The organism is Bhargavaea sp. CC-171006 (assembly GCF_009761675.1).
Lineage (GTDB): Bacteria > Bacillota > Bacilli > Bacillales_A > Planococcaceae > Bhargavaea > Bhargavaea changchunensis.
The window spans coordinates 129,456-155,746 of the sequence record NZ_QUZH01000023.1 but is presented as its reverse complement, the minus strand read 5'-3'; the positions used below and the strand labels follow the sequence as shown (position 1 = coordinate 155,746).

General features: G+C 53.9%; 28 protein-coding genes and 1 riboswitch. Of the genes, 18 read left to right on the top strand and 10 right to left on the bottom strand.

The window, feature by feature from the left end; genetic code table 11:
- The first annotated feature begins 58 nt into the window (after positions 1-58).
- From DZC51_RS10450 to DZC51_RS10425, 6 genes are all read left to right on the top strand, one after another.
- Positions 59-391: a YolD-like family protein gene (locus DZC51_RS10450; RefSeq protein WP_157295507.1), complete on the top strand. Its 333-nt coding sequence runs from the start codon at positions 59-61 to the stop codon at positions 389-391.
- Positions 392-471: 80 nt separating this feature from the next.
- Positions 472-2,226 (top strand): ABC transporter transmembrane domain-containing protein, encoded by a 1,755-nt coding sequence (locus DZC51_RS10445; RefSeq protein ID WP_157295505.1) that lies wholly within the window; start codon positions 472-474, stop codon positions 2,224-2,226.
- Entirely contained in the window at positions 2,226-4,019 is a 1,794-nt protein-coding gene (locus DZC51_RS10440) for an ABC transporter ATP-binding protein (protein WP_157295503.1), read from the top strand. The genes DZC51_RS10445 and DZC51_RS10440 overlap by 1 nt, the downstream gene beginning before the upstream one ends.
- Positions 4,020-4,236: 217 nt before the next feature.
- A complete protein-coding gene (locus tag DZC51_RS10435) occupies positions 4,237-4,947 on the top strand; it encodes a cytochrome c biogenesis CcdA family protein (RefSeq protein WP_157295501.1) in 711 nt (236 codons plus the stop codon).
- Between the two features lie 46 nt (positions 4,948-4,993).
- Positions 4,994-5,323, top strand: coding sequence for a thioredoxin family protein (locus tag DZC51_RS10430; RefSeq protein WP_157295499.1), 330 nt, complete (start codon positions 4,994-4,996; stop codon positions 5,321-5,323).
- On the top strand, positions 5,316-5,831 hold the full coding sequence (locus tag DZC51_RS10425; protein WP_232524121.1) for a CcdC family protein: 516 nt from the start codon (positions 5,316-5,318) through the stop codon (positions 5,829-5,831). Before DZC51_RS10430 ends, DZC51_RS10425 begins: the two co-directional genes overlap by 8 nt.
- 226 nt (positions 5,832-6,057) lie before the next feature.
- Here DZC51_RS10425 and DZC51_RS10420 read toward each other — a convergent pair whose 3' ends face one another.
- Positions 6,058-6,498 carry a DUF2621 domain-containing protein gene (locus DZC51_RS10420; RefSeq protein WP_198304111.1) on the bottom strand — a complete coding sequence of 147 codons (441 nt, stop codon included), beginning with the start codon at positions 6,496-6,498 and terminating at the stop codon, positions 6,058-6,060.
- A gap of 117 nt (positions 6,499-6,615) precedes the next feature.
- Between DZC51_RS10420 and DZC51_RS10415 the strand changes: the two genes are divergently transcribed.
- The 5 genes from DZC51_RS10415 to DZC51_RS10395 all read left to right on the top strand — a co-directional run bounded on the left by DZC51_RS10415 (position 6,616) and on the right by DZC51_RS10395 (position 8,741).
- On the top strand, positions 6,616-6,837 hold the full coding sequence (locus DZC51_RS10415; RefSeq protein WP_157295497.1) for a DUF1659 domain-containing protein: 222 nt from the start codon (positions 6,616-6,618) through the stop codon (positions 6,835-6,837).
- Between the two features lie 39 nt (positions 6,838-6,876).
- Positions 6,877-7,095 (top strand): DUF2922 domain-containing protein, encoded by a 219-nt coding sequence (locus DZC51_RS10410; RefSeq protein ID WP_157295495.1) that lies wholly within the window; start codon positions 6,877-6,879, stop codon positions 7,093-7,095.
- Positions 7,096-7,176: 81 nt separating this feature from the next.
- Complete coding sequence (locus DZC51_RS10405; RefSeq protein WP_157295493.1) at positions 7,177-7,305, top strand: YvrJ family protein; 129 nt, start codon at positions 7,177-7,179, stop codon at positions 7,303-7,305.
- Between the two features lie 100 nt (positions 7,306-7,405).
- Positions 7,406-8,005 (top strand): SCO family protein, encoded by a 600-nt coding sequence (locus DZC51_RS10400; RefSeq protein ID WP_157295491.1) that lies wholly within the window; start codon positions 7,406-7,408, stop codon positions 8,003-8,005.
- Between the two features lie 49 nt (positions 8,006-8,054).
- Positions 8,055-8,741, top strand: coding sequence for a lytic transglycosylase domain-containing protein (locus DZC51_RS10395; protein ID WP_157295489.1), 687 nt, complete (start codon positions 8,055-8,057; stop codon positions 8,739-8,741).
- Positions 8,742-8,790: 49 nt separating this feature from the next.
- Here the strand turns inward: DZC51_RS10395 and DZC51_RS10390 are convergent, their stop codons facing one another.
- Positions 8,791-9,042 (bottom strand): GlsB/YeaQ/YmgE family stress response membrane protein, encoded by a 252-nt coding sequence (locus DZC51_RS10390; protein ID WP_157295487.1) that lies wholly within the window; start codon positions 9,040-9,042, stop codon positions 8,791-8,793.
- A 567-nt stretch (positions 9,043-9,609) separates the two neighbouring features.
- Here DZC51_RS10390 and acnA point away from each other — a divergent pair.
- The 3 genes from acnA (at position 9,610) to DZC51_RS10375 (ending at position 13,232) form a co-directional block, all read left to right on the top strand.
- A complete protein-coding gene (gene acnA / locus DZC51_RS10385; RefSeq protein ID WP_157295485.1) occupies positions 9,610-12,342 on the top strand; it encodes an aconitate hydratase AcnA in 2,733 nt (910 codons plus the stop codon).
- Positions 12,343-12,489: 147 nt separating this feature from the next.
- A complete protein-coding gene (locus DZC51_RS10380; protein WP_063178543.1) occupies positions 12,490-12,915 on the top strand; it encodes an acyl-CoA thioesterase in 426 nt (141 codons plus the stop codon).
- Positions 12,915-13,232, top strand: a complete 318-nt coding sequence (locus DZC51_RS10375) for a hypothetical protein (protein WP_157295483.1) — start codon at positions 12,915-12,917, stop codon at positions 13,230-13,232. The genes DZC51_RS10380 and DZC51_RS10375 overlap by 1 nt, the downstream gene beginning before the upstream one ends.
- Positions 13,233-13,246: 14 nt before the next feature.
- On the opposite strand, the gene DZC51_RS10370 is transcribed toward DZC51_RS10375, so the two are convergent.
- Both DZC51_RS10370 and plsY read right to left on the bottom strand, forming a co-directional pair.
- Complete coding sequence (locus DZC51_RS10370; protein WP_157295480.1) at positions 13,247-13,543, bottom strand: HesB/YadR/YfhF family protein; 297 nt, start codon at positions 13,541-13,543, stop codon at positions 13,247-13,249.
- A gap of 36 nt (positions 13,544-13,579) precedes the next feature.
- Positions 13,580-14,182 (bottom strand): glycerol-3-phosphate 1-O-acyltransferase PlsY, encoded by a 603-nt coding sequence (gene plsY, locus DZC51_RS10365; RefSeq protein WP_157295478.1) that lies wholly within the window; start codon positions 14,180-14,182, stop codon positions 13,580-13,582.
- A gap of 264 nt (positions 14,183-14,446) precedes the next feature.
- Here plsY and parE point away from each other — a divergent pair, with 264 nt between their 5' ends.
- On the top strand, positions 14,447-16,408 hold the full coding sequence (gene parE, locus DZC51_RS10360) for a DNA topoisomerase IV subunit B (RefSeq protein WP_157296056.1): 1,962 nt from the start codon (positions 14,447-14,449) through the stop codon (positions 16,406-16,408).
- Positions 16,405-18,855: a DNA topoisomerase IV subunit A gene (gene parC / locus DZC51_RS10355; protein WP_157295476.1), complete on the top strand. Its 2,451-nt coding sequence runs from the start codon at positions 16,405-16,407 to the stop codon at positions 18,853-18,855. The genes parE and parC overlap by 4 nt, the downstream gene beginning before the upstream one ends.
- Positions 18,856-19,133: 278 nt before the next feature.
- Here the strand turns inward: parC and dapB are convergent, their stop codons facing one another.
- From dapB to DZC51_RS10325, 6 genes are all read right to left on the bottom strand, one after another.
- Complete coding sequence (dapB, locus tag DZC51_RS10350) at positions 19,134-19,871, bottom strand: 4-hydroxy-tetrahydrodipicolinate reductase (RefSeq protein WP_157295473.1); 738 nt, start codon at positions 19,869-19,871, stop codon at positions 19,134-19,136.
- Position 19,872: 1 nt separating this feature from the next.
- A complete protein-coding gene (gene dapA, locus DZC51_RS10345; RefSeq protein WP_157295471.1) occupies positions 19,873-20,754 on the bottom strand; it encodes a 4-hydroxy-tetrahydrodipicolinate synthase in 882 nt (293 codons plus the stop codon).
- Between the two features lie 160 nt (positions 20,755-20,914).
- Positions 20,915-21,093, bottom strand: a riboswitch (Lysine riboswitch).
- A 991-nt stretch (positions 21,094-22,084) separates the two neighbouring features.
- Positions 22,085-22,501, bottom strand: coding sequence for a MarR family winged helix-turn-helix transcriptional regulator (locus DZC51_RS10340; RefSeq protein ID WP_157295469.1), 417 nt, complete (start codon positions 22,499-22,501; stop codon positions 22,085-22,087).
- Positions 22,502-22,584: 83 nt separating this feature from the next.
- Positions 22,585-22,989: a sporulation protein gene (locus DZC51_RS10335; RefSeq protein ID WP_157295467.1), complete on the bottom strand. Its 405-nt coding sequence runs from the start codon at positions 22,987-22,989 to the stop codon at positions 22,585-22,587.
- A gap of 1 nt (position 22,990) precedes the next feature.
- Positions 22,991-24,202 carry an AI-2E family transporter gene (locus tag DZC51_RS10330; protein WP_157295465.1) on the bottom strand — a complete coding sequence of 404 codons (1,212 nt, stop codon included), beginning with the start codon at positions 24,200-24,202 and terminating at the stop codon, positions 22,991-22,993.
- A gap of 21 nt (positions 24,203-24,223) precedes the next feature.
- Positions 24,224-25,210 carry an LCP family protein gene (locus DZC51_RS10325; protein ID WP_198304101.1) on the bottom strand — a complete coding sequence of 329 codons (987 nt, stop codon included), beginning with the start codon at positions 25,208-25,210 and terminating at the stop codon, positions 24,224-24,226.
- Between the two features lie 125 nt (positions 25,211-25,335).
- On the opposite strand from DZC51_RS10325, the gene msrA reads away from it, so the two are divergent.
- Together msrA and DZC51_RS10315 are read left to right on the top strand one after the other, a co-directional pair.
- Positions 25,336-25,869: a peptide-methionine (S)-S-oxide reductase MsrA gene (msrA, locus tag DZC51_RS10320; RefSeq protein WP_157295461.1), complete on the top strand. Its 534-nt coding sequence runs from the start codon at positions 25,336-25,338 to the stop codon at positions 25,867-25,869.
- A 142-nt stretch (positions 25,870-26,011) separates the two neighbouring features.
- Complete coding sequence (locus DZC51_RS10315) at positions 26,012-26,266, top strand: hypothetical protein (RefSeq protein WP_157295460.1); 255 nt, start codon at positions 26,012-26,014, stop codon at positions 26,264-26,266.
- Positions 26,267-26,291 lie beyond the last annotated feature (25 nt).

The window sequence follows — 26,291 nt, the reverse complement described above, 5'->3', positions numbered from 1 at the left end:
GTTTCATCCGGCGTACAGGCAGGGAAAGAGCACATCTTTATTAAGGAGAGTGATGCGGATGATCCGCGACAGAGGGAATATCAAATGGACGGCGATGATGCTGCCGGAGCATCTGAAACTTTTGAGGGAGTGGCAGGAAGAGGAGGGAAGACGGGAGCCGCTCGAGCCGGATCCCCAGCAGATGGAGGAATGGGACCGGATGCTGCATGAGGCACTCGAGTATGGAAGCCTGCTGTCCGTCTCCAGCCGGACGCCGGGCGGGGAGTCGTGCTGCACGGGGGCGGTCCATCACTTCGATCCGGCTTCGGGAACGATCCGGATGGTCGGTTCGGACGGGGAGCCGGCAGTCATCCGGACTTCGGACATCCTCGATATTTCAACAACCGGATAATTTGCATTCCGGCACTTCTCGGATTTCTGAACATTTGCTACACTGGATATCGGCCAAACATAGAAGGGAGAACAGGATCCGTGAATGTGTTCATGCAATTGGGGTGGTTTTTCAAAGAGCGGAAAAAGCAGTACCTCATCGGCATCCTGATGCTGCTTGTCGTAGCGGGGCTCCAACTGCTGCCGCCGAGGGTCATCGGCTATGTCGTCGATGAGATCCGGCTCGGCACGCTGACGGGGGCAGGGCTCGGCAGGTGGCTGCTCATCCTTGCCGGAGCGGCGCTCGCGATGTACGTGCTCCGCTACTACTGGCGGATCATGATCTTCGGTTCGTCGGTGCTTCTCGGGCGAAGGCTCCGCAGCGAGCTGTTCGCCCATTTCACGAAGATGTCGTCCTCTTTTTACCAGCAGCGCCGGGTCGGCGACCTGATGGCGCACGCGACCAATGATATCCGCGCCGTCCAGCAGACGGCCGGGCATGGCGTGCTGACACTTGTCGATTCGGTCACGACGGGCGGGGCGGTCATCATCGCGATGGCCGTGACGATCGACTGGAAGCTGACGCTCATCGCGCTTCTCCCGATGCCATTGATGGCGGTGCTGACCAGCTGGTACGGCAAAATGCTGCACGAGCGCTTCCGAACGGCGCAGGAAGCTTTCTCCGACCTGAACGACAAAACCCAGGAAAGCATCGCCGGCATCAAAGTCATCAAGACGTTCGGGCAGGAAGAGGAGGACATCGATGACTTCAGGAAGCTGTCCGCGGATGTCGTCGGGAAGAACGTCCGCGTCGCCAGGGTGGACGCCCTGTTCGACCCGACCATCTCCCTGATCGTCGGCCTGTCCTTTTTCCTCTCGATCATCTTCGGGGCACGATTTATCCTGAACGGCGATATGACGCTCGGGGATCTGGTCGCTTTCAACGCCTATCTCGGCCTTCTTGTATGGCCGATGCTCGCGTTCGGCTTCCTCTTCAATATCGTCGAGCGGGGCAGGGCGTCCTACGGCAGGATCCGTGAACTTCTTGCGGTCCCGCCCGACATCGGTGATGCGGACGGAGCGGCGGATGCGTCACCCCGAGGGGACCTCGCCTTCGACATCCTGGAATTCCGGTTCCCCGAAGCGGAACATCCGGCACTCCGCAATGTCCGGTTCACACTGAAAAAAGGCGAGACACTCGGAATCGTCGGCAGAACCGGATCCGGCAAGACGGCCATCCTGAAGCTGCTTCTGCGCGAGTTCGAGGGGTATGACGGTGCGATTACATATGGGGGGATCCCGATCACCGGCTACCGCAAAGAGCGGCTCTTGGAAGCGTTCGGCTACGTGCCGCAGGATCATTTCCTGTTCTCGGCAACTGTCCGGGAAAACATCGCATTCACCGATGTGGATGCCCCATTCGCCAAGGTGAGGGAAGCTGCGCGCCTGGCGCATATCGATGAGGATATTCTCGGCTTTGCGGACGGCTATGACACCGTTGTCGGCGAGCGGGGCGTTTCGCTGTCGGGCGGCCAGAAGCAGCGCATCTCCATTGCGCGGGCCCTGCTCATGGAGCCGGAACTCCTCATCCTGGACGACTCGCTGTCCGCGGTCGATGCCCGCACGGAGGAGGCGATCCTTGCCGCACTGAAGGAAACGCGCACGGAGGAAACGACGATTATCACTTCCCACCGGATGAGCGCCATCCAGCACGCCCATCAGATCATCGTCATGGAAGACGGCACGATCGCCGAGAAGGGTACGCATGAGGAACTGATGGCACTCGGCGGAATCTATCATGAAATGTACCGGCTGCAGCAGCTTGAAGCACTGGTCGAACAGGGAGGGGATGCATAATGGATGCACCTGAACAGCAGAAACTGACCGGGCGCGACCAGTGGCGCGTCCTCAAGCGGCTGCTCCGATATCTCCGCCCGCATAAGGGAGCGGCGACCGTTGCGCTCATTCTGCTCGGGCTTACCGTGCTCGGAAGTGTCCTCGGCCCGTACCTGATCAAGACATTCATCGATGACTATCTGACGCCGCGGGAATTTCCGGCACAACCGCTCATGCTCCTTGCCGGCGCTTATCTGTCGATTCTCGTGCTGAATGCGGTGTTCGGCTATGTCCAGCTCCTGAAATTCCAGGAGATCGCCCTTCGCATCGTCCGCCAGATCCGGATCGACGCCTTCACGAAAGTGCATCGACTCGGGATGCGGTACTTTGACAAAACTCCGGCGGGGGGCACCGTCTCCAGGGTGACGAATGACACCGAAGCTATCCTCGAGATGTTCGTGGACGTACTCGTCGGATTCCTGCAGAGCGGGTTCCTCATCATCGGCGTGTACATCGCGATGTTCGCGCTCGATGTGCAGCTTGCCCTCCTGTCGCTTCTTCTGTTGCCGCTCATCTTCCTTATCATGTGGATCTACCGGAAGTACAGCTCCGAATTTTATCAGGATCTCCGTGAACGGCTCAGCCAGCTAAATGGCAAAATCGCGGAATCTCTGAACGGCATGGGCATGATCCAGGTGTTCAGGCAGGAAAAGCGGTTCCGGGAGGAGTTCGGGGAGATCAACGACAAGCATTATGAGGCCGGCATGCGAAACATCAAGCTGGATGGCCTGCTGCTGCGCCCGGCAGTCGATATTGTCTATGCGCTCGGGCTGATCCTGCTCCTGTCCTATTTCGGAATCACGTCGTTCAGCGAACCGGTGGAGATCGGGGTCATCTATGCGTTCGTGACCTACATCGACCGGTTCTTCGAGCCGATCAACCAGGTGATGCAGCGCCTGTCGATTTTCCAGCAGGCCATCGTCGCGGCCGACCGGGTGTTCCGGCTCATGGACGACCCGGAAATGGAACCGGCACAGCCTGAGCAAGGCGACGCACGCATCGCCGAAGGCAAAATTGAATTCAGGGACGTTTCCTTCTCCTATGACGGAAAGACAGATGTCCTGAAACAGATCAGTTTCACCGCCAACCCGGGGGAGACGGTAGCACTGGTCGGCCATACCGGTTCAGGAAAAAGCTCCATCATCAACCTGCTCATGCGATTCTATGAGTTTGAGCGGGGGGAGATCCTGATCGACGGACAGCCGATCAGGTCCTATCCTAAAGATGAGCTCCGGGAGAAGACCGGGCTTGTCCTGCAGGATCCGTTCCTGTTTTACGGGGATATCGAAAGCAATATCCGGCTATTTGACGGGTCGATCGGTTCCGGCGAGGTACAGGCAGCCGCCGAATTCGTCCAGGCTGATCCGTTTGTCCGGAGCCTGCCGGACGGTTACGGCCAGAAAGTGACGGAGCGGGGCTCCACGTTCTCGGGCGGACAGCGCCAGCTGATTGCATTCGCCCGGACGATGGTCAAGGAACCGAAAATCCTCATCCTTGACGAGGCGACGGCCAATATCGACACTGAGACCGAGGTGGCGATTCAGAAAGGTCTGGAGAGGATGCGGAAAGGCCGGACAACGATCGCCATCGCGCACCGTCTCAGCACGATCCAGGACGCGGACCTGATCCTCGTTCTCCATCAGGGCGAGATCGTGGAGCGGGGCACCCATAGGGAGCTGCTTTCCAAAGGCGGCCTCTACCACAAGATGTACCGTCTCCAGAACGGCATACTGGAAGAAAACGAGGCCCGATGATCGGCATTTGACGAAATCGTGAAGAATACGAATAAGCAGATGGCAAGCGCCTTTCGCCTGCCATCAGCTTATTTCTTCTGCCTCTTCATGTTTCTGGCCGACACGTTTCCAGCTTGCGGGAATATACCGTAAAGACAACAAACTGTCACAGACAGGAATGGCGAAAACGCAATCGGATTCTGATAGTATAAGGACAGCAAGAGAAAGGGGGATTGTGGTGTCGACAGACCTCAACATCCTATTGGCATTCGGAGCGGGGTTCCTCAGTTTCATCTCCCCGTGTACGCTGCCGCTATATCCTGCATTCATCTCCTACATCACCGGCATGTCGCTGGATGATCTGAAGTCGGACCGGGGAAAGATGTCAAAAAGCGGAATCCTGCATACGGTGTTTTTCCTGCTTGGCTTCTCGGCCATCTTCATCGCCCTCGGGTTCGGCACGTCATTTATCGGTTCGTTCTTCGTCAGGTACGATGACCTTCTCAGACAGATCGGCGCCATCTTCATCGTCGCATTCGGCCTGATGATCGTCGGGCTCCTGAATCCCGAGTTTCTTATGAAGGAGCGGAGGATCCAGTTCAAGAACCGGCCGGCCGGCTATTTCGGCTCCGCGGTGATCGGCCTTGCTTTTGCCGCCGGATGGACGCCGTGCAGCGGCCCGATCATCGGTGCCATCATCGCGCTTGCCGGGCAGAATCCGGGATCGGGTATGTGGTACATGCTGGCCTATGTGCTGGGCTTTGCCATTCCATTCTTCGTTTTGTCTTTCTTTATCACGAAGCTCTCGATCATCCGGAAATACAGCAACATCATCATGAAAGTCGGCGGCTGGGTCATGATTCTCGTCGGGATCCTCTTGTTCTTCGACGGCATGACGATGATCATCGGCTGGCTGAGTCCGATCTTCGGAGATTTCCAGGGATTCTGATATCATGAAGACATCAACACTGCCGCGGGAAAGGAGGGATCCGGCAATGGAGCAAATCAATTCATTTGAGGAGTGGATCGGCACGCTGGAAGAGGAAGGCACATTGCTCCTCTTCGTCAAGACCGACAACTGCTCGGTCTGCGAAGGCCTGCTTCCGCAGGTAGCAGCCCTTGAAGAAGATTATGCATTTCCTTTTTATTTGGCCAACGCTGCACAGGTTCCGGAGCTGGCCGGACAATTGTCACTTTTCACCGCACCTGTCGTTCTGCTGTTCAAGGAAGGCCGGGAGTTCGCCCGCTTTGCCCGTTTCGTCCCGATGGCAGATCTGAAACACCGGATGGACGAACTCGAGCTGGCGGGTGGACAATATGAATGAATTCATCAACCGGATTTTCACCGAGATTCCCGCGCCGGTCCTGATTATTGCTTCGACCGTGATTTTCGCCATGGCGGGACTCGGCGCGGTGATCATGCGCTCCAGGGCAAGCAAACAGCCTGCGAGCGCCAAAAAGATCATCCTGCCGCCGATCATGATGTCGACGGGCGCACTGATGTTCCTTTTCGAACCATTCCGCGTCGCCTGGCCACATGTGTTCGAGGCACTGGCCATCGGCATCCTGTTTTCATTCCTTCTTATCCGGACATCCAGGTTCGAGGAGAGCGGGGGAGAGATTTACCTGAAGCCGTCAAAGGCATTCATCTTTATCCTGGCCGGCCTGCTCATCCTGCGGGTGGCAGGAAAACTGATTCTCAGCAGCACGATCGATGTCGGGGAACTTGCCGGGATGTTCTTCCTCCTCGCATTCGGCATGATCGTCCCATGGCGCATCGCCATGTATCTGCAATACAAAAAACTGCAGTCCCGCATCGGGGCAGCAGCATGAAAAACCGCCATTCCGGTCAATTTGGAATGGCGGTTTTAAATTTAGTCTGTAGATGAATGATGATTTCCTCACAAGCTCCGTCCGGCTCCAGCGCCCAGCAACCAGCAAACTTCACCCTCTTCATTGCGATAAGTCAACATCGGCCCGTTCCTCACCGTGTTTCCTTTATCTTGTTCCGAAGTACTCCCGTTTGTACGTTGCAGAACGGGCGCTTGCGCTTTTGTGTTCAATCCCTGCTGAACTGATACAGATTTTTGTATGGTGTATCGTCGATCTGCATCTCTTCCAGCTTTTTCTTGAGAAATTTATGGTCACGCTTCGGCGTCGCAAGGATATAGCCGCGGATGATATGGTCAAGCTCAATCCGTTTCGCTTTTTCACGCAGGGCCAGTTGCCCGATCCTGCCTGCAATCTTCTGCTTGGCGACCGGGCGGAACAGTTCCGGTACGGGCGAGACGAGCTCATTCAGCATTTCTTTGGACTCAGGCGTCCACAGATGAAGCGATTTATTGACATAGTATTCTTCCCAGTCGAGCGTTGACCGTCCATCTTCCTTCGGCAGGGCCTTCAAAAACTTGCGGAACATGAAATACCCGCCGATTGCGAACAGGCCGATCAGGACAGCCGCCCAGAACAGGATAAACCAGAGAAACCAGCCTTCCAGCAACACTCTCACCTCTTTTGCATTCTCCAACAATTATAAGGGGGGCGCCGACTTTTTTCACCTCCGTTGTATTCTTTTCACCAAATCGCCCTATGTAACGGGTGAAAGGGGGGAGAAAACATGGCAAACATCATCTTCAAGAACGCATCCATCCGGCTTCACTTTGACGCGGGCCTGGACGGGGAGGGCAAGCCGGTCGTCAAGCTGAAGACCTACCGGAATGTGTCCGGTTCGGCGGATGCGGAATCTCTGGCAGCTGCTGTCGGCGCACTCGGAAGCCTATCGGGCTACCCGTACATCGCAGCCGAGAAGATCGAAACGGCGGAAATCACAGAATACTGATCTTCCTTGGCCGGAAGATCATAAAAGGAGGGGTAGGAAATGGATCAGACTCTGGAACTCATTTTCAGGACAGCCGGAGGCAAGCGGATGACTTTCTCAGTCGATGAGCCGAAGGAAGGGCTCACGGAACCGGAGGTGCGCCAGGCGATGCAGGAAGTGATCGACAGCGGCGTCTTCGGCACGGACGGACACCCGCTTGAATCTGCCGAGGCCGCCCGCATCGTATCCCGCGGCGTGACTGACATCATTACAGCCTGACCATGGCCTCCCGGCAATGCCGGGGGGCTTCTTTTTGAACCGATATGCAGGAAGAAACAACATGGGAAGGAGGACACCATCATGCAGGAATGGATGACGTTCATCCAGGATCTCGGATTCCCGATTTTTGTATCGTTTTACCTGATGCACAGGGTGGAGACAAAACTGACCGCCATTCACGAAGCACTTGTGTCACTCAAAGCGGGTTAGTTCATCGGATTGTCGGAAAAACGGGGGCGGTCTCTGTTGAAGGCACCCCCCGTATCCGATAAGATGAAAAGTAAATGAAGAAGTAAAGGCGGTATTACTGATGAAAAAACTCATCTCGGCTGCGGCGATGGTAATCATGGCCGCACTGGTGCTCGGCGCCTGTAACGCAGGAAAGTTCCAAGGGGACTTTTCCTGGGAGGTCCAGCCGTTTGAATATACGAACCAGCATGATGAAAAGGTCTCGCTTGAAGACCTGAAAGGCCAGCCATGGCTCGCGCAGTTCGTCTTTACCAATTGTACATCGGTGTGTCCGCCGATGATGTTCAATATGGCGGAAGTCCAGGACAATCTGGCGGAAGCCGGCATCGAGGATTATAAAATCGTCTCATTCAGCGTCGATCCTGAATACGACACGCCGGAAAAGCTCCAGGAGTATTTGGATTCCTTTGAGGTTGCCGACCAGTCCAAATGGGAGATGCTGACGGGATATGACATGGAAGACATCGCAGACCTGGCTGTGAAATCGTTCAAAGTTCCGGTCATCGCGCCTCCGCAAGGCTCGGATCAGGTCACACACGCCTCCTCGTTCTTCCTCGTAAACCAGGAAGGGGAAGCTGTCAAAAGCTATGACGGATATATGGAAGTCCCACATGAAATCATCGTCGAAGACATGGAAGCTCTGATCGAAGCGGGAGCCTGATGTGAAAAAGCCGGCAAATGCCGGCTTTTTCCGTGGAAGGGGGATGAGGATGGCCAAGCGGAAAATCATAAAAAACAGGAGGAAGCCGCTGCGCAAAGGCGGCTGCCTGATTGCGTCATTCATCTTTCTCATCCCTTCAATGATTGTTTTATACGTCATGACCGCCCTGTTTTGGTCAGCGCTCCGGGATGTCCCGTTCATCCGTGAGCTGAATGAGTATGCCGACCATACCCCGGACAGGCTGTTTGATATCCGGGTGCCTGAGAATTACGTGCCGCTCTACAAAGAAGCGGCGGATGAATATGGAATACCGTGGACGCTTCTGGCCGCCCACCACCGGGTCGAGACGCGGTTCAGCACAATGGATCCGCTTGTCTCGCCGGCAGGTGCGGAAGGACATATGCAATTCATGCCTTGCACCTGGGTCGGATGGTCCCATCCCAGCTGCTCAGGGCTGGGAAAAGGAGAAATTCCTGAAGTTGAAAAGACCGACCCTGAGGCGATCCGTTCATACGGCGGGTACGGGCTGGATGCAGACGGGGACGGAAAGGCAGACCCGTTCAACCTTCGCGATTCGCTTTATAGTGCGGCGAGCTACCTGGCGCAAAACGGTGCGGCAGAAGGGCAGTTGGAGCAGGCAATCTTCCTGTACAACCACAGCGACCAGTACGTTGAGGATGTCATGTCATTTTACAGGGATTACCAACAGAGGGCAGATGAATACAGCGGAAAATAAAGGAACACAAAAAAGAGGACCGTTTTGGTCCTCTTTTTTGTGTGTTCTGTTATGCTCTGCGCATGGCTTTAAGGATAAAGCTGACGACGAACACAAGAATCAGTGCGCCGATCAGGGCAGGGATCAAAGCGATGCCTGCAACGTCAGGACCAAAGTTCCCGAAGAGTGCGCCGCCGATCCATGCGCCGATGATACCTGCGATGATGTTACCGATGATGCCGCCCGGGATGTCCTTGCCGAGAATCAGTCCTGCGAGCCATCCGATGATACCGCCGATGATAAGATACATTAAGAATTCCATGTTGCCTTCACTCCTTCTAAAATTTTTATTATGACGTTACAGTACTTTATATATCCAAAAGTGTCCGGGCTAAAACCTAATATGCCCAAAACAAAGTCGAAAAACCTCAGAAAAAAATGGAATCAGAAAGATTTAAATATTGAAATATCAATCTCTTTCCTATATAATCATAAAAAAGCAGAAGGAGATGGACACGATGGACATCGAACGGATGAAAGTTCTTGACCGCCACGCATTTCTGTTTGCCTTGGTCCACAGCTTGTTCGTCGTTTCCCTTGCCTATGACTTCATCAGCTTTTACTGAAGCCTGACATCGCACATGGAAATCCGGCCTTCCTTCATGGATTGCCGGATTTTCTGCGTCTGCCGGTTCAGCGGATCTTAAGGTGAAGCAAGAGCAGTTCGGATATCTGGCATTCGCCGTTTGTCGGAAGTGAGGGTCATTCAATTTTCTTATGCTCTTCAATCAATATTATGTAATTTACTTATCGTGCGTAATTCGATAAGATAAGGAAGAGAAAAGTGGATCCATCCGTCTTTTCACGTAGAAACAGAGGAGGAAAAGCAATGGCTAAGAGCACACAAACAGTTAAAAGCAATCTGCACAACAGCCGCCAGTCGTTCGAGCTGAACGGCAAGACGTACAACTACTACCGTCTGAAGGCTCTGCAGGATGCAGGCATCGCTGATGTATCGCGCCTGCCTTACTCCATCAAAGTGCTGCTGGAATCTGTACTTCGCCAGCACGATGGCTATGTTATCAAAGATGAGCACGTTGAAAACCTTGCAAAATGGGGCACGGATGTCGACCCTTCATCGGAAGTTCCGTTCAAGCCTTCCCGCGTCATCCTTCAGGACTTCACAGGCGTTCCGGTCGTCGTCGACCTCGCATCGATGCGCCAGGCAATGGCGGATCTCGGCGGAAACCCTGACGAGATCAACCCTGAAATTCCTGTCGACCTCGTAATTGACCACTCCGTCCAGGTTGACCGCTACGGCAGCGAAGAAGCACTCCGCCTGAACATGGAACTGGAGTTCGAGCGCAACGCCGAGCGTTACCAGTTCCTCAACTGGGCGCAAAAGGCCTATGACAACTACCGTGCCGTACCACCGGCAACCGGTATCGTTCACCAGGTCAACCTCGAGTACCTCGCAAGCGTTGTACACGAAATCGAAAACGAAGACGGCACATTCGAAACATATCCGGATACACTCGTCGGAACCGACTCCCATACGACAATGATCAACGGGATCGGCGTACTCGGCTGGGGCGTCGGCGGTATTGAAGCAGAAGCAGGCATGCTTGGCCAGCCTTCGTACTTCCCGCTTCCTGAAGTCATCGGCGTCAAGCTGACGGGCGAACTCCCGAACGGCGCGACGGCAACCGATCTTGCGCTCCGTGTCACACAACTTCTCCGCGAGAAAGGCGTCGTCGGCAAATTCGTCGAATTCTTCGGCTCTGGCGTTGCACAGCTTCCGCTTGCGGACCGCGCGACCATCGCCAACATGGCACCTGAATACGGCGCGACTTGCGGCTTCTTCCCGGTAGACGAAGAATCCCTCAACTACATGCGCCTGACAGGCCGTGACGAAGACCATATCGCCGTCACGAAGAAGTATCTCCAGGAAAACGACATGTTCTTCACTCCGGACAACGTGGAACCGACTTACACGGACACAGTCGAACTCGACCTGTCCACGATCGAGCCGAACCTGTCCGGACCTAAGCGCCCTCAAGACCTCATCCCGATGTCCAAGATGAAGGAAGAGTTCAACAAGGCGATCACGGCTCCGATGGGCAACCAAGGCTTCGGTCTTACAGAAAAAGAAATCGACAAAAAAGGCACAGTCGAGTTCGAAGACGGCCGCACAGTCGAAATGAAGACCGGCGACCTCGCGATTGCAGCGATCACATCGTGCACGAACACGTCGAACCCTTATGTCATGCTCGGCGCCGGACTCGTCGCGAAAAAAGCCGTCGAAAAAGGCATCCGCCCGCCGGCATATGTCAAGACGTCGCTCGCTCCAGGTTCGAAAGTCGTTACCGGCTACCTCGAAGCCGCGGGCCTCAACACGTACCTTGACCAGATCGGCTTCAACACAGTCGGCTACGGCTGCACAACGTGCATCGGTAACTCCGGCCCGCTTCTTCCGGAAATCGAAAAGACGATCATGGACAACGACCTGCTCGTATCCTCCGTCCTTTCCGGTAACCGGAACTTCGAAGGCCGGATCCACCCGCTCGTCAAGGCAAACTACCTTGCTTCGCCACCGCTCGTCGTCGCATATGCCCTTGCAGGCACAGTGAACATCGACTTCGAGAAAGAGCCGATCGGACGCGCAACAGACGGCACGGACGTCTACCTGAAAGACATCTGGCCATCCACTGAAGAAGTGAAGGCTGAAATCGAGCGGACAGTCACACCTGACCTCTTCCGCAAAGAGTATGAGCATGTCTTCACGGAGAACGAGCGCTGGAACGCGATCGAAACAACGGATGACTCCCTGTATGACTTCGACCCTGAATCGACATACATCCAGAATCCTCCGTTCTTCGAAGGACTGTCGAAGGAAGCAAGCCCGATCCAGACGCTTGCAAACCTCCGTGTCATCGGCAAGTTCGGCGACTCGATCACGACAGACCACATTTCTCCAGCAGGCGCGATCGGTAAAGATACGCCTGCCGGCAAGTACCTGCGTGAGCGCGGCGTTGAGCCACGCTACTTCAACTCGTACGGTTCCCGCCGCGGTAACCACGAAGTTATGATGCGCGGTACATTCGCGAACATCCGGATCCGCAACCAGATCGCAAAAGGCACAGAAGGCGGCTACACGACTTACTGGCCTACAAAAGAGATCATGCCGATCTACGATGCTGCGATGAAGTATCAGGAAGACGGCACGGGCCTCGCAATCCTTGCCGGAAAAGACTACGGCATGGGCTCCTCCCGTGACTGGGCTGCGAAGGGCACGAACCTTCTCGGCATCAAGACAGTCATCGCCGAAAGCTACGAGCGGATCCACCGTTCGAACCTCGTCATGATGGGCGTTCTTCCGCTCCAGTTCATGAAGGGCGACAGCGTGGAATCCCTCGGCCTGACAGGCGAAGAGGAAATCAGCGTCAACCTCACGGACAACGTGAAGCCACGCGATATCCTGACAGTCACCGCGACTGCCAAAGATGGTTCCGTCAAGGAATTCCAGGCGCTCGCACGCTTCGACTCCGAAGTGGAAGTGGACTACTACCGCCACGGCGGCATCCTTCAGATGGTTCTCCGTAACCGCCTGAAAGCCAACTGATCCATATTTCGTTGACAGACAGCCTGAAGAGGAAACTCTTCAGGCTGTTTTTCGCTTAATTTGACTGGCATGACCGGAAGGCAGCCGGCAGGCCGGCACCGGACGCGGCCCGGTGGTTTCCGGTATAATGGCAGTGAGGTGAATGGAATGTATGTGAACGAAACATCAGTCAAGGTGCGCTACTCGGAAACCGACCAGATGGGCGTCGTCTATCATGCCAATTACTTGGTCTGGATGGAGATTGGACGGACATCGCTCATAGAGGACATCGGTTTCCGCTACGATAAACTGGAGGAAGAGGGATACCTGTCACCGGTGATCGACTTGAACATCAGCTATAAAAATGCGATGCGCTACGGAGAATCAGCCATTATCCGGACGTGGATCGAGTCTCACGGCCGCCTAAGGACGACATACGGCTATGAGATCCTCCATGAGGACGGCACGGTTGCCGCGACGGGGCAGTCCGTCCATACGCTTGTCCATAAGGAAACATTCCGTCCGGTCGGCCTGCGCAAGGCAGATCCGGAATGGGATGCAAAATACCGGGAACTGGCCAGGGAGCTTTCCTGATGGCATTCGGCGTCAAACGGCAGGAAGTGACTGATTGGAAAGATGCCGTCAGCAGGGGAGAGATCGCATTTCTGACTCACTACTGGCTGGATGACCGTTTTCCCGGCTGCAAAACGGTCACAAAAGCCGGTTGCGCCGACCTCCCAAAACTTGAGAAGTGGGGCAGACAGTACGGTCTCCGGCCGGAATGGATCGATCACAAGGAGCGATATCCGCATTTTGACCTGTTCGGCGATAGGGAATATGAGATCCTCAAAAAAGAGGGAAGGGAAGACCTGATCAGCCGATTCAGGCTGACCGGCACACAAAAAGCGTGAATCCGCCGCGGGATTCACGCTTTCTCTTTTTCATATGTGTATCTGGGTTCATCCAAAGCGGCATCATAACCGACAACGAGGTCGTGTCCGTCAAAGTACCACTCATCATCATTCTCGACAAAATAAGTGATGCCGCCGGACTCCGCCTGTGCGGCCGGGTTTTCTGGTTTCTCGACCGAGAGTCCAAGGGAAAAGCCGGGCTGCAGTCCGGATCCGCCATAGCGGACCGTAAAGCGGACAAAATCACCGGTTCCGAGCCCCATCTCGTCATGAAACCATTTCTGTGCGTCTTCGGAAACTCTGATTTCCATGGAACACACCGCCTTCCGTGATCTCCCTACAGTATACTAAAGCCACTTCACCTTTGGCTCGGTTCCCGCCTTGATGCGGCCGATGTTCGCACGGTGGCGGTAGAAGATGAAGGCGGATAAGACAATGATGACAACCAGAAGGTACAGGTCGCCCGTCCTGAAATAATTGATGACCGCATAAATCAGTGCGATGACACCCATCGCCATCGAAGTGAGGGAGACAATCTTCGTCAGCTTCAGGATAACGAGGAAAGATGCGATCAGAAGAAGGAAGAAAGGCCAGCTGTAGCCGAGGATGACACCTCCGGATGTCGCAACCGCCTTTCCGCCGCGGAACTTTGCGAACACCGGGAACATATGGCCGACGACCGCTGCGATGCCGAGTGTCAGAGGGTGGATGCCCGAGTCTGCAAATGCCGGAATCTGAAGAAGGAGAACAGCAGCCGTCCCTTTCAGGATGTCCATGAGGGTCACCGCGATACCGGCCTTTTTGCCGAGTACACGAAACGTGTTTGTGGCGCCGAGGTTGCCGCTGCCCGACTCCCGGATGTCTTTGTTATAGAAAATCTTCCCGATCCAAAGCCCCGATGGCAGAGAGCCCAGTAAATATGCGAGGAGAAGCACGATAGCCGTATCCATAGCAAACCTCTTTTCAGTTTAAGGGTTGGTCATAACAGTCAGTCTCAGTTTACATCATCAGCGCCGCCTGCACAATGCCCCGCCAACGGGCCGAAAAAGCACGATTCCCCGGGAAACATTGCAACGGCGGGCTTTTGTAGTCTACAATGAAGTGCGGGACTCCCGACCCGGCGGTTGGACACACGCCGGCAAAACAAGTACAATAGGAACATATACGAACAAACGTTTGATGGAGGAATCCTCTTGGCCAAAATTACAGAAAACATGAATTACAACGATGATTCGATCCAAGTGCTCGAGGGGCTCGAAGCGGTACGCAAGCGGCCGGGCATGTATATCGGCTCGACCGATTCACGGGGACTTCATCACCTTGTCTATGAAATCGTTGACAACTCGGTCGATGAGGCGTTGGCCGGATTCGGCGAAGAAATCAATGTCACCGTCCATAAAGACGGCAGTGTGAGCGTAAGAGACCACGGACGCGGCATGCCGACGGGCACCCACAGCACGGGCAAACCGACGACGGAAGTTATCCTGACCGTCCTGCACGCAGGCGGCAAATTCGGGCAGGGAGGGTACAAGACGAGTGGCGGGCTCCACGGCGTCGGCGCCTCTGTCGTGAACGCCCTCAGCGAATGGCTCGAAGTGACCGTCTTCAAGGACGGCAAGAAGTTTCGCCAGCGGTTCGAGAGCGGTGGACATGCCGTCACGACACTGGAGGAGATCGGCAAGACACGTGAACGGGGCACGCTCCTCCATTTCAAGCCTGACCCATCCATCTTCTCGACGGTGAAGTACAACTATGAAATCCTGAGCGAACGGCTGAGGGAATCGGCGTTCCTGCTCAAAGGAATGAAAATCACCCTGTCTGACGAAGAAAGCGGCCGGAATGATGAATTCCTCTATGAATCCGGCATCGTGGAATTTGTCGGATATTTAAATGAAGAAAAAGACACGATGCATGACGTCGCCTATATCGAAGGTGAACAGGACGGCATCGAGCTCGAGTTCGCCTTCCAGTTCACCGACGGCTACTCGGAGACGATTTTGTCATTCGTCAACAACGTCCGGACAAAGGACGGCGGGACGCATGAGACAGGTGTCAAAACTGCGATGACGCGGGTCTTCAACGAATATGCCCGGAAAGCGGGACTGCTGAAAGAAAAGGACAAGAACCTCGACGGCGCGGACATCCGCGAAGGGATTTCTGCAATCATCTCCGTAAGGGTACCGGAAGCGCTGCTCCAGTTCGAAGGGCAGACCAAAAGCAAGCTGGGCACCAGCCAGGCGCGCGCGGCAGCAGACGCCGTCGTATCGCAGAAACTCATGTACTACCTGGAGGAGCATGCAGAGCTTTCCGCGACACTCGTCCGCAAGGGGATCCGTGCCCAGCAGGCCCGAGAAGCTGCCCGCAAGGCACGGGAAGACGCACGTTCCGGCAAGAAGCGGAAGCGCTCCGAAATACTGCTGTCCGGCAAGCTGACTCCGGCACAGTCGAAAAACGCAGCGAAGAACGAACTGTATCTCGTCGAGGGTGATTCTGCCGGCGGCTCGGCAAAACAGGGACGCGACCGCACTTTCCAGGCGATTCTGCCGCTTCGGGGCAAGGTCATCAACACGGAAAAGGCGAAGCTTGAGGACATCATGAAGAATGAAGAGATCTCGACGATCATCCATACGATCGGAGGGGGCGTCGGCTCCGACTTTAATGTCGATGATATCGCCTATGACAAAATCATCATCATGACCGATGCCGACACCGACGGCGCCCACATCCAGGTGCTGCTTCTGACCTTCTTCTACCGATACATGAAACCGCTCATCGAGGCCGGCAAAGTCTATCTCGCACTGCCGCCGCTCTTTAAAGTGTCCAAAGGCACCGGCAAAAAAGAGAAGATTGCCTACGCCTGGACGGAGCGCGAACTGGATGCGGCCATCCAGGAAGTCGGAAAAGGCTATATCCTCCAGCGCTACAAAGGGCTCGGCGAGATGAATGCCGACCAGCTCTGGGATACGACAATGAATCCCGAGACCCGTACACTCATCCGCGTCACGATCGAGGACGGGGCAAAATCCGAGCGGCGCGTCACTACGCTCATGGGAGACAAAGTCGAGCCGAGGAGGAAGTGGATCGAGGACAACGTCGACTTCGGCATGGAAGACGGCGCGACGATCCTGGAAAACGAATTCCTGACGGCCGAAACAGCTGAGGAGGAACAGGCATGACGGAAACAGCACGATACCAGGACCTCCCGCTAGAAGAGGTCATCGGCGACCGCTTTGGGCGCTACAGTAAATACATTATCCAGGACCGCGCTCTTCCCGATGCACGGGACGGACTTAAACCGGTTCAGCGGCGCATCCTGTTCGCAATGATGGAAGAAAACAACACACACGACAAGGGATTCCGGAAATCTGCGAAAACGGTCGGTAACGTCATCGGTAAGTACCACCCGCACGGTGACTCATCCGTATACGAAGCCATGGTCCGGATGAGCCAGGACTGGAAACTCCGGCATCCGCTCATCGAGATGCACGGGAACAACGGCTCGCTGGACGGCGACCCGGCTGCCGCCATGCGTTATACGGAAGCCAGGCTTTCCGCGATTGCTTCAGAAATGTTGCGCGATATCGGCAAGCGTACCGTAGACTTTATTCCGAACTACGATGACAACGAAAACGAGCCGACAGTTCTCCCGGCAATGCTGCCGAATCTGCTCATCAACGGTTCGACGGGCATTTCAGCGGGATATGCAACAGATATTCCGCCTCATGCCCTCCACGAAGTGATCGATGCGGTCCTTATGAGAATCGATAATCCGGCCGTAACGACGGATGAACTGATGACCGTCCTGCAGGGGCCGGATTTTCCGACAGGCGGAATCATCCAGGGCGCGGAAGGCATCAAAAAAGCCTACGAGACGGGACGCGGAAAGATCATCGTCCGCTCGAAGACCGAAATCGAAAAGATCCGCGGCGGAAAGCAGCAGATCGTCATCACCGAAATCCCGTACGAAGTGAATAAAGCCCATCTCGTCAAAAAGATGGATGAGCTCCGGATCGACCGCAAGCTTGAGGGCATTTCGGAAGTCCGTGACGAATCCGACCGCACCGGTCTCCGAATTGTCGTGGAACTCAAAAAAGACATCGACGGGGAAGCCATACTCCAATACTTCTTTAAGAACACTGACCTTCAGGTGAGCTACAGTTTCAATATGATCGCAATCGACGAACGGCGTCCGAAGCTGATGTCGCTCGGCATGCTGCTTGATGCTTATATCGCTCATCGGAGAGAAGTTGTCACGAAGCGTTCGGAATACGACCTTCTGCGTGCGAAGGACCGCCTGCACATCGTCGAAGGTCTCATGAAGGCCCTCTCGATCCTTGATGAAGTGATTCGTACGATCCGGGCATCCAAGGACAAGCGTGACGCAAAAAACAACCTGATTGAATCGTATGGCTTCACTGAACCGCAGGCTGAAGCGATCGTCTCCCTACAGCTCTACCGTCTGACAAACACAGATATCACCGAGCTGAAAAAGGAAGAAGGAGAGCTGAAGGCGCTCGTTCAGGAACTCACGGAAATCCTCGGCTCCGAGAAAAAGCTGCTGCGGGTCATCAAGTCCGAACTCAAAGACATCCGAAAGCGCTTCGCGGAACCCCGCCGTTCGATCATCGAGGCGAAGATCCAGGAGATCAAAGTCGACCTCGATATTCTGATCCCGAGCGAGGACGTTGTCGTGACCATCACGAAGGACGGCTATGCCAAGCGGACGAGTCTGCGCTCCTACGGCGCATCAGGCGGCCGGGACCTTGAGATGAAGGAAACCGACCGCCTGCTGTTCGGGGGCACGCTGAACACCCAGCAGACGCTCCTCGTCTTCACTTCATCCGGCAACTACATCTACCAGCCGGTCCATGAGCTGCCGGATATCCGCTGGAAAGATCTTGGCCAGCACGTCTCAAGCATCATCCAGTTGAGCCCGGAAGAAGAGATCATCGCCGCATTCGGCATCGATTCGTTCGACCGCGGGGACACCGATGTCGTCACGGTCACTAAAGGCGGTTTCATCAAACGCTCTGCGCTTGCCGACTACCAGGTCAAGCGGCACAACAGGGCGTATAAGGCCGTTTCCCTTAAGAAAGGGGACACCCTGCAATCAGTGCACCTGGCAAAAGCCACGGACCAGGTGCTGCTCTTCACCCACCTTGCCTACGGAATTCGCTTCCCGATGGAAGATGTTGCTCCGACAGGCGTCCGTACGGCGGGCGTCAAGGGCATCAATCTGAAAGACGGGGATTATGTTGTGTCCTCAGTTCTTCGTACACCGGAAGACGACCGGTCACTGATTCTTGCGACACACCGCGGCGCGGTCAAGCGCATGCCGGTCGACGAATATGAGCTCGGTTCTCGGGCAAAGCGCGGACTGGTATCACTGAAAGAACTGAAATCCAATCCGCACCGTCTTGCGGGCGTCGTTCTCGCCGGCAAGGAAGACACCGTCATCCTGAGGACGGACAAGGAGGCGGAAGTGGCCGTCCTGCCGCATTCCTACCGGATGGCCGACCGCTACTCAAACGGCAGCTTCGCCGTCGACCAGAAAGAAGACGGCTATGTGACCTCGGTCTATCTTGCAGTTGATATGGAAGCAAAAGAAAATGAGCAGGCGTAAATGAAGAGTCCCCCTGTCCGCAGGCCATTTCGGCTGCAGGCAGGGGGACTCTTTTATTATTTTTCACCGGTTTCGTCATTCTTGGGATCAGTTTCGTCATTCACGGTTTCGGTTTCAGCATTCAAAGCGCTAATCTCGTCATTCGGACATGCCGGAAAATTTAATGACGAAATTAACGGGTGGAATGACGGGATTAGGCATGCGAATGGAGTAATCAGACGGCCGGTAACATCTGGAATAGGAAAAAGCGGAGGGTGTACGCCCTCCGCTTTTTCTTCTCAGGAATCGCCGATTCCAAGGTTATCGTAAGTATAATAGCCGTTTTCCTTATGGATCAGGCGCTCCGCAACATCAAGGGCGCCGGATGCGAAAATGTCCTTGGACTGGGCATGGTGCGCAATGGTGATTGTTTCATCGTGGCCGGCAAACAGCACCTCATGCTCACCGGTGATCGTGCCGCCCCGCACTGAATGAATACCGATTTCCTCGTCCGTCCGGGCGCCTTCTTCCTGGCTCCGGTCGTGAACAGGATGAACATTCGGCCTGGCCGACGCAATGGCGTCATACAGTTTAATGAGTGTCCCGCTTGGCGCATCCACCTTTTTGCGGTGGTGGCGTTCAGTCATTTCAATATCGAAGGCAGGGAGAAGGGAGGTGGCATACCGGACAATCTCCGTCACAATATGCACCCCGTAGCTCATATTCGCACTGAAGAATATCGGCTGACGGTCCGCCTTTTCCTTCATCTGTTCGATCAATATTTCTTTCTCTCCTGTAGTCGCGATCACCAGCGGGAGACCGATGTCCGCGGCAAGCAGAGCTTTTGTGAGAACAGGATGCGAGAAGTCGATGACGGCATCGGCTTCAGGCAGGCGTTCATCCGGCCGGTAAACCGGATAGCCGTCGGCAGACTGGCCGCGCAAAAGCAGCACACCTACAATCTCATGTCCCCGTTCCTTGGCAAGGGCAGCGACGCGTTTGTTCGACGCGCCGTACCCGCAAAGCAGCAATCTCATGTCAAACCTCCATCATCATTGATTCAAACTGCCGGACCAGCCGGCTTTGCTCCTCCTCTTCCAGTGGCAGAAGAGGGAGGCGCACTTCGTAGTCGCCGAAACCGAGGTGCGACGTCAGCACCTTGATTGGAATAGGATTCACATCAACAGACAGTGCACTGATCAGCGGAGTCAGGCGATAGTGAAGTTCCTGAGCCCGGGTCAGATTTGTGAATGTCTGTTCGTACATCTCCTGGAACCGGGCAGGCACCACGTTGGCTACGACCGAGATGACTCCCTGGCCCCCGAGGGAAGTAAACGGCAGCGCCGTATCATCATTTCCGCTGTAAAGTGCGAATGAAGGATCTGTCACAAGGCGTACCTGGGACATGTAATTAAGATCACCGGTCGCATCCTTCAGGCCGACAATATACGGATGGCGGCTCAGCTCAAGCACCGTTTCAGGCGTGATCGACATACCAGTGCGGGAAGGGACATTATAAAGGAGGGCAGGGAGCTCCGCAGCGTTCACGATTGCTTCGAAATGGCGGATCAGGCCGCGTTGGCTCGTCTTGTTGTAATAAGGGGTGATCAGCATCAGTCCGTCCGCACCGATCTCTTTGGCCTCACGGGAAGCACGAATCGATTCCGCAGTCGAATTCGAACCTGTTCCCGCGATGATCGGAACGCGGCCGGCTGCTGTTTCAACGGCGATTTCCAGAAGACGGCGGCTTTCTTCGGCGGTGAGCGTCGAGCCTTCTCCTGTCGTGCCGTTGATGACGAGCGCCTGGATATTGTTTTCAATCAGGAACTCCAGGTGGCGGCGGAAGCTGTTGTAATCGACTTCCTGGTTCGTGAATGGGGTGGTGACTGCTGCGGCTACTCCTGTAAATAGATGTGTCATGTAAAATCCCTCTTTCTATCCATAATGTATTCCGGTTTCCCGGTTTCCGGCACAAACGCCCGGACAATGGATGAAATGTCCCATGCATCGGCATAAATAAAAGCCGGAAACGGTGTAGGTTTCCGGCTTGTGATAGTCGACGATGCACGACCGTGAGGTCACAAGTGGAAGCACTCCATTATTACGAGAATAATGACAGCCTGCATATTATTCATATGCAGTCCAACGGGGAACCGTCTGCAAACCGAAACCCGTTTCGGCAAAACTCCCTTTCCACCCGCTACCGGTCTGCAGCCGTTGCAGCGGGGTACTCATGAGCTTTGCACCTCATCCATTGATATTAAATTTTGTTATTTCGAATCTTGTGTACTACGTTAACATGAAGAGGCAAAGAATGCAAAGGGTTTTGTGCATATCATTGCAAAAGGGATCAAGGAACATGATCTATGAGACGGAAAACAGCTGTAAAAACCAGAAAAACAAGGATCCCGGGCTAATATCCGGTGGACAGGTTAAATACCGGCTCAATGAAAAAACAAGAGATGATTTCAGCGTCTCAATACAAATGAGACGGCAACGGATTACAGACTAGATTGAAATGAGTATGAGATTTGGGCGTGTATTTCGATATCGGCAGATGCCGCTGAAAGCCTATATAGAATACATACAGGTGAACACTGGGAAAACTAAGGGTGTATCAGCACCCAATTTTCCGTTTCGTCTCACTATCTTAAGTATACTACTTATTGAAACGTAACTTCCGAAAATAGAAATTATGTAAACTAGAAACAAGAGAAGACATTCACGGCCCATAAACTCCTCTCCTATCCTACACATTCATCATCGTGCCAAACAACAAAAACAATCGACATGGTTACATGAAACGATTCGTTTCCCGGAATCCGTTCACAATGGCAACTCGTTTTGGCTTCGTCTTTTTGTCATGACGGATTAGCATTTGACTGATTCAATACATTCGGCATTTTTGGCTGATCCGCTCGTCATTCTGATTCACTTATAAAGGGGCAATTATCCAAAACGCCACAAATGTCTGCTGCAGTAATTGAATCGTGTATCATTGATTCGCCAACAGCTGTTTCGTGTTATCTATCGTATAATAGATGCATATCAATAATAATCTATCCACAGTCCAGTAAATCATTGTTTGTAACTTGCTTGCAAAATGAAATTAAATAGATTTACAACACAAGCATTACATTTGCAGAATGCAATAATTAGTATACTGTATAGGATCATCATGGGTTTCTACCCGTTATTCTCTTATTGCAATGATTGAACTTGCATTTTGCATCTATTGGTCAGGCGGGAATCATTCCTCATTCCCGCCAAGAATTCGATGTAATTGACTCAGTGAACGGACAATGATTTCTTGTTCGAATTTTCCCATTGACGCAAGGGCTTCATTCATCTGTTTCTGTATTTCGTCATCAATCTGTTTCACCTTTTTGCTGCCTTTGTCGGTCAGCGAAAGAATCTGGATCCTGCGGTCTCCGGGATACGGTTTCCGTTTGACATATCCGCCGTTCACGAGCGTCTGGACCTGGCGGGAAAAGGTCGTAATGTCCATGCCGAGCCCCCTGGCCGTCTCTTGCATCGACGGCTCATTTCTCGACTGAATTTCATGCATGATGGTGCTTTGCTGCACAGAAACATCGGTACAGGCCTCTTTGTGAATTTTGTTCAGTTCCCCGTTCAGTGAATGGAATGTTGCCAACAGTTGTTCCATGACCATCCCCCTCCCCTTTAAATTAATTGTAAATTAAAAAAACGGAACGCGCATCCGAATCGGTTGCGCGTTCCGCAGAAAAATCAGGCGTATTGAATTTCATCTTCGTCAAATGCATCGACGCTGTTGTTGATATGGACGGTCGTCTTCAGCAACAGCTTTTCGCTGTCCTTATTGATCAGCCAGCGGTCATCCGGCACGATTTCGAAAGGAATCATCCTGGTCTCTTTCGACTTGGAATCACCGATCAGCTCGATGGAATGCTTGGTAATCGTCCGGTCCACATCCTGAAAATCGCTCATGGCATCTTCCCGGTGAGTCCGGACCAATACTTCAAGTGTGATATGGTCAATAATCTGATCGGCTTCGCCGCCGTCGATATAAACGGTGCCGTTCAAAGTCTCCCCTTCTTCCAGCACCTGGTTGTCGACGACCGTATCGACTTCAAGCGCCCCGATGCCGATTTTGGATAGGAATGATTTCAACATGTCACTCTCTCCCCGTTTCTTCGATAATCCTTCTGCTGTCCGTTTCGTATCTCATATTCACGTTGACTTCATGTTTATCGTATCGCTTTTTGAACAGCTTGAACAGATGGGATACGAAGACCTTCAGGAGTGCATAGCCCGGGATTCCCAGGATGACTCCCGGTACCCCGAACAGCGAACCGGCAGTAAGAAGCACGAATATGATGGTAATCGGATGAATATGCAGTGTTTTACCCATAACCTGGGGAGAGATAAACTTCCCTTCCACCAGCTGGACGATTGTCCAGACTGCAGCAAGCTTCAAAATCATGAATGGTGATGTGACAAGTGCGATGATCAGAGCCGGCGTAATGGCGATCACAGGGCCGAGGTACGGGACGACGCTTGTCACTGCGGCCAATGCACCGAGCGCCAGTGCATAGTCCATACCGATGATCACGAACCCGATATAGATCAGCAGGCCGATGCAGAATGAGACGATCAGCTGTCCCTGGATATAATTGCTGAGCTGCTGGTCGGCATCATGGAAGATATCCTTCGCATCCCGTCTCATCCGCGGCGGCATGAGTTTCATCAAATAGCCCGGGAGCTGGTCCCCGTCTTTCAGGAGATAAAAAAGGATGAACGGAACGGTGACGATCGAGATGATGATCCCCGTTAGCGTCGAAATGAAATTCGTCACCCCTGAAGCGATGCCGCCCGCCGTATCCCGGAAGAATCCGGCGATGTCTTCAAATACCGAATCGACCAGGAGATTCAGGTTCACATCCAGCTGATTATAATAGCTGGCGAACAGAGACGTGCTCATATATGTGTCGATGTTCAAAATCAGCTGCCTGAAGTAATTCGGGAATTCACTGAACAGGTTGATCACCTGTGTTTTAAGGAACGGATAAATCAGGAAAACGGCGAGCGAGATAAGCCCGATTCCCCCGACATAAATAATTAGAATCCCCCAGACCCGGGGGATTCTTGCCCGCTCCAGGAGCCGGAGAACCGGCCGGAGCAGATAAAAAAGAACAGTTGCCAGCACGACTGGCAGCACAACGTTCTGGACAAGCACTTTCACAGGCGTGAATACAAATTGGATCTGGTTGAACACAAGGATAATCAGCCCGGCCAAAAGGATGATCCCCAGGACGAACAGCGTCGTGCGTCCACCCAGAAAACGGATCAGCCGGCTTTGTCCGGGATTCCCCTTTTCTCCTTCCATCGTCTTCCCCCTACTCTCTGTTTATGGCATAAGCAGCGCAGATGCGCCTTTCATCGCCTCGGGCGTCCCGAGAAATTCGCTTAGCGCTTCCCGGTTGGCGGATACATCAAGTTCAATCACGGATCCGGCATGCGGATAAGAGCCGAATTGGTAAGTCCCATCCACCGGAATCGTCATCCGATCGATTTCCAGTCCACCTGATACGGCCGCCTTCAGAACTTTGCGCAGCCCGTCCATACCGCCGACATCTGTTTCGACGTAACCTGTCGCGGCACCGGCGAGTTTTGGCAGTCGCGGCAGCGTGCTTGGAGAGAGCACTTCGTCCTTCAGGGCGGAAATCACTTTCTGCTGGCGTTTGACACGTCCGAAGTCTCCTTCGCTGTCTGCACGGAATCGTGCGTAACCAAGCAGTTCTTTGCCGTTCAGATCATGTGTCCCCTGAGACAGGGTCACGCCGATTTTCTCGGACATCGGCTTTTCAACATCGATCCGAACACCGTCTGGTGCGGCAATATCAATCAGTTTTTCAAAGTTGTCGAAGTCGGTTACGGCGTAATGGTGGATCGGGACTCCGAACATACCCGAGATGGTGTCCTTGGCCAACTGTGCGCCACCCAGATAATAGGCTGTGTTCAGCTTGTACGATTGATAGCCCGGGATATCCGCGTAGATATCCCTCATGAACGACACGAGCTTCACCCGGTTATTTTCTTTATCGAGAGAAGCCAGGATCATCGTATCGGATCTGGACTGTCCGGAGCCGTCATCATCGATGCCGAGAAGCAGGAAATTCTCGATATATGGATATTGCGGATCGATCGGATCGCCGCTGAACGATTCGGAATCCGGCTTTTTGCCGCTAGCGAGCTCGCGGCCCTGGTTATATTGCCATACGGAGTACAGGCCGACAGCGATCGCCAGGACGATCAGCAGAGCGAACAGTGCCCGGAACGGACGGAGCCTGCGGCGCCGTTTCCTGCCCCTCCTTGTATGCGGTGTTTCCATCATGATTCCTCCAAACTCTTATTCGTGAATAGGACGCCGCTTCCCTTGTGGGGGTTGCACCTTGCCGCCCGCAATGCCGGGTGCTACAATACAATCCGAATGATTTCATAGGAAGAGAAGGTGCTGCAATGGCAGGACAAAAAACCGAAAAGGCAATTTTTGCCGGCGGATGTTTCTGGTGCATGGTCAAGCCGTTCAAAGAATGGGACGGCGTAGCGGATCTGGTTTCCGGCTATACGGGAGGATCGCTCCAGAACCCCACCTACGAAGATGTCAAGCGGGGCGATACAGGTCATTACGAGGCTGTTGAGATCGAATTCGATCCGGAGGTATTCCCCTATGAGGAACTGCTGAATGTCTACTGGCAGCAGATCGATCCGACCGATGACGGCGGGCAGTTCCACGACCGCGGCGATTCTTACCGGACGGCAATTTTCTATACGACAGATGAACAGCGGGATGCTGCCATTCGGTCGAAGGAAGCCCTGGAGAAAAGCGGACGGTTCGATAAGCCGATCGTTACGGAAATCCTGCCGGCCTCGACTTTCTACCCGGCTGAAGACTATCATCAGGACTATTATCTCAAAGAACGCGAGCATTATGAACAGGATCGCGCCAATTCCGGCCGTGACGAATTCATCAATGCCCATTGGGAACGTTAAGCATCCGCAAAGGCGGATGCTTTTTTCTTCATCCCTTCCCCTATTCCCACAATTATATCCCACTTCCGGATCCAAACTGCCATTCCGGGCTAACCGAACTTGCGTTCCTAAACTTCACCGGTTAATATTGGGAATGTAGGTGATGACTATGAAACTCATGCAGTGGGCATATGCCCGCAAATATCAGATCAAAGCCGTTTTTGATGACTTTCCGGAGACTGTATTTTTGTTCAGGCGCATCGGTGAGTTCTATTTTCTCTTTTCCTGCACTGGAGGCGAATTCACACGCCTGCCGGAGCGCTGCGACTATAACCGGATGGAAGAACTCATCAACGAAGAGCTCGGCACATTGGAGCATTACCTGAACCGCCGGAGCAACACTCGCGGCGCCTCATAGGCAGCCGGTCTCTTCCCCATGCCCC

Bases quoted from the DNA above. Each gene is read 5' to 3' on its own strand.
- parC (WP_157295476.1), top strand. From the start codon at position 16,405: ATGACGGAAACAGCACGATACCAGGACCTCCCGCTAGAAGAGGTCATC.
- DZC51_RS10315 (WP_157295460.1), top strand. From the start codon at position 26,012: ATGACTATGAAACTCATGCAGTGGGCATATGCCCGCAAATATCAGATC.
- DZC51_RS10375 (WP_157295483.1), top strand. From the start codon at position 12,915: ATGGCATTCGGCGTCAAACGGCAGGAAGTGACTGATTGGAAAGATGCC.
- DZC51_RS10405 (WP_157295493.1), top strand. From the start codon at position 7,177: ATGCAGGAATGGATGACGTTCATCCAGGATCTCGGATTCCCGATTTTT.
- DZC51_RS10450 (WP_157295507.1), top strand. From the start codon at position 59: ATGATCCGCGACAGAGGGAATATCAAATGGACGGCGATGATGCTGCCG.
- DZC51_RS10325 (WP_198304101.1), bottom strand. From the start codon at position 25,210: ATGATGGAAACACCGCATACAAGGAGGGGCAGGAAACGGCGCCGCAGG.
- DZC51_RS10440 (WP_157295503.1), top strand. From the start codon at position 2,226: ATGGATGCACCTGAACAGCAGAAACTGACCGGGCGCGACCAGTGGCGC.
- DZC51_RS10370 (WP_157295480.1), bottom strand. From the start codon at position 13,543: ATGGAAATCAGAGTTTCCGAAGACGCACAGAAATGGTTTCATGACGAG.
- DZC51_RS10380 (WP_063178543.1), top strand. From the start codon at position 12,490: ATGTATGTGAACGAAACATCAGTCAAGGTGCGCTACTCGGAAACCGAC.
- acnA (WP_157295485.1), top strand. From the start codon at position 9,610: ATGGCTAAGAGCACACAAACAGTTAAAAGCAATCTGCACAACAGCCGC.
- DZC51_RS10410 (WP_157295495.1), top strand. From the start codon at position 6,877: ATGGATCAGACTCTGGAACTCATTTTCAGGACAGCCGGAGGCAAGCGG.
- DZC51_RS10425 (WP_232524121.1), top strand. From the start codon at position 5,316: ATGAATGAATTCATCAACCGGATTTTCACCGAGATTCCCGCGCCGGTC.
- plsY (WP_157295478.1), bottom strand. From the start codon at position 14,182: ATGGATACGGCTATCGTGCTTCTCCTCGCATATTTACTGGGCTCTCTG.
- parE (WP_157296056.1), top strand. From the start codon at position 14,447: ATGAATTACAACGATGATTCGATCCAAGTGCTCGAGGGGCTCGAAGCG.
- DZC51_RS10340 (WP_157295469.1), bottom strand. From the start codon at position 22,501: ATGGAACAACTGTTGGCAACATTCCATTCACTGAACGGGGAACTGAAC.
- DZC51_RS10430 (WP_157295499.1), top strand. From the start codon at position 4,994: ATGGAGCAAATCAATTCATTTGAGGAGTGGATCGGCACGCTGGAAGAG.
- msrA (WP_157295461.1), top strand. From the start codon at position 25,336: ATGGCAGGACAAAAAACCGAAAAGGCAATTTTTGCCGGCGGATGTTTC.
- DZC51_RS10390 (WP_157295487.1), bottom strand. From the start codon at position 9,042: ATGGAATTCTTAATGTATCTTATCATCGGCGGTATCATCGGATGGCTC.
- dapA (WP_157295471.1), bottom strand. From the start codon at position 20,754: ATGACACATCTATTTACAGGAGTAGCCGCAGCAGTCACCACCCCATTC.
- DZC51_RS10395 (WP_157295489.1), top strand. From the start codon at position 8,055: ATGGCCAAGCGGAAAATCATAAAAAACAGGAGGAAGCCGCTGCGCAAA.
- DZC51_RS10400 (WP_157295491.1), top strand. From the start codon at position 7,406: ATGAAAAAACTCATCTCGGCTGCGGCGATGGTAATCATGGCCGCACTG.
- DZC51_RS10415 (WP_157295497.1), top strand. From the start codon at position 6,616: ATGGCAAACATCATCTTCAAGAACGCATCCATCCGGCTTCACTTTGAC.
- DZC51_RS10330 (WP_157295465.1), bottom strand. From the start codon at position 24,202: ATGGAAGGAGAAAAGGGGAATCCCGGACAAAGCCGGCTGATCCGTTTT.
- dapB (WP_157295473.1), bottom strand. From the start codon at position 19,871: ATGAGATTGCTGCTTTGCGGGTACGGCGCGTCGAACAAACGCGTCGCT.
- DZC51_RS10335 (WP_157295467.1), bottom strand. From the start codon at position 22,989: ATGTTGAAATCATTCCTATCCAAAATCGGCATCGGGGCGCTTGAAGTC.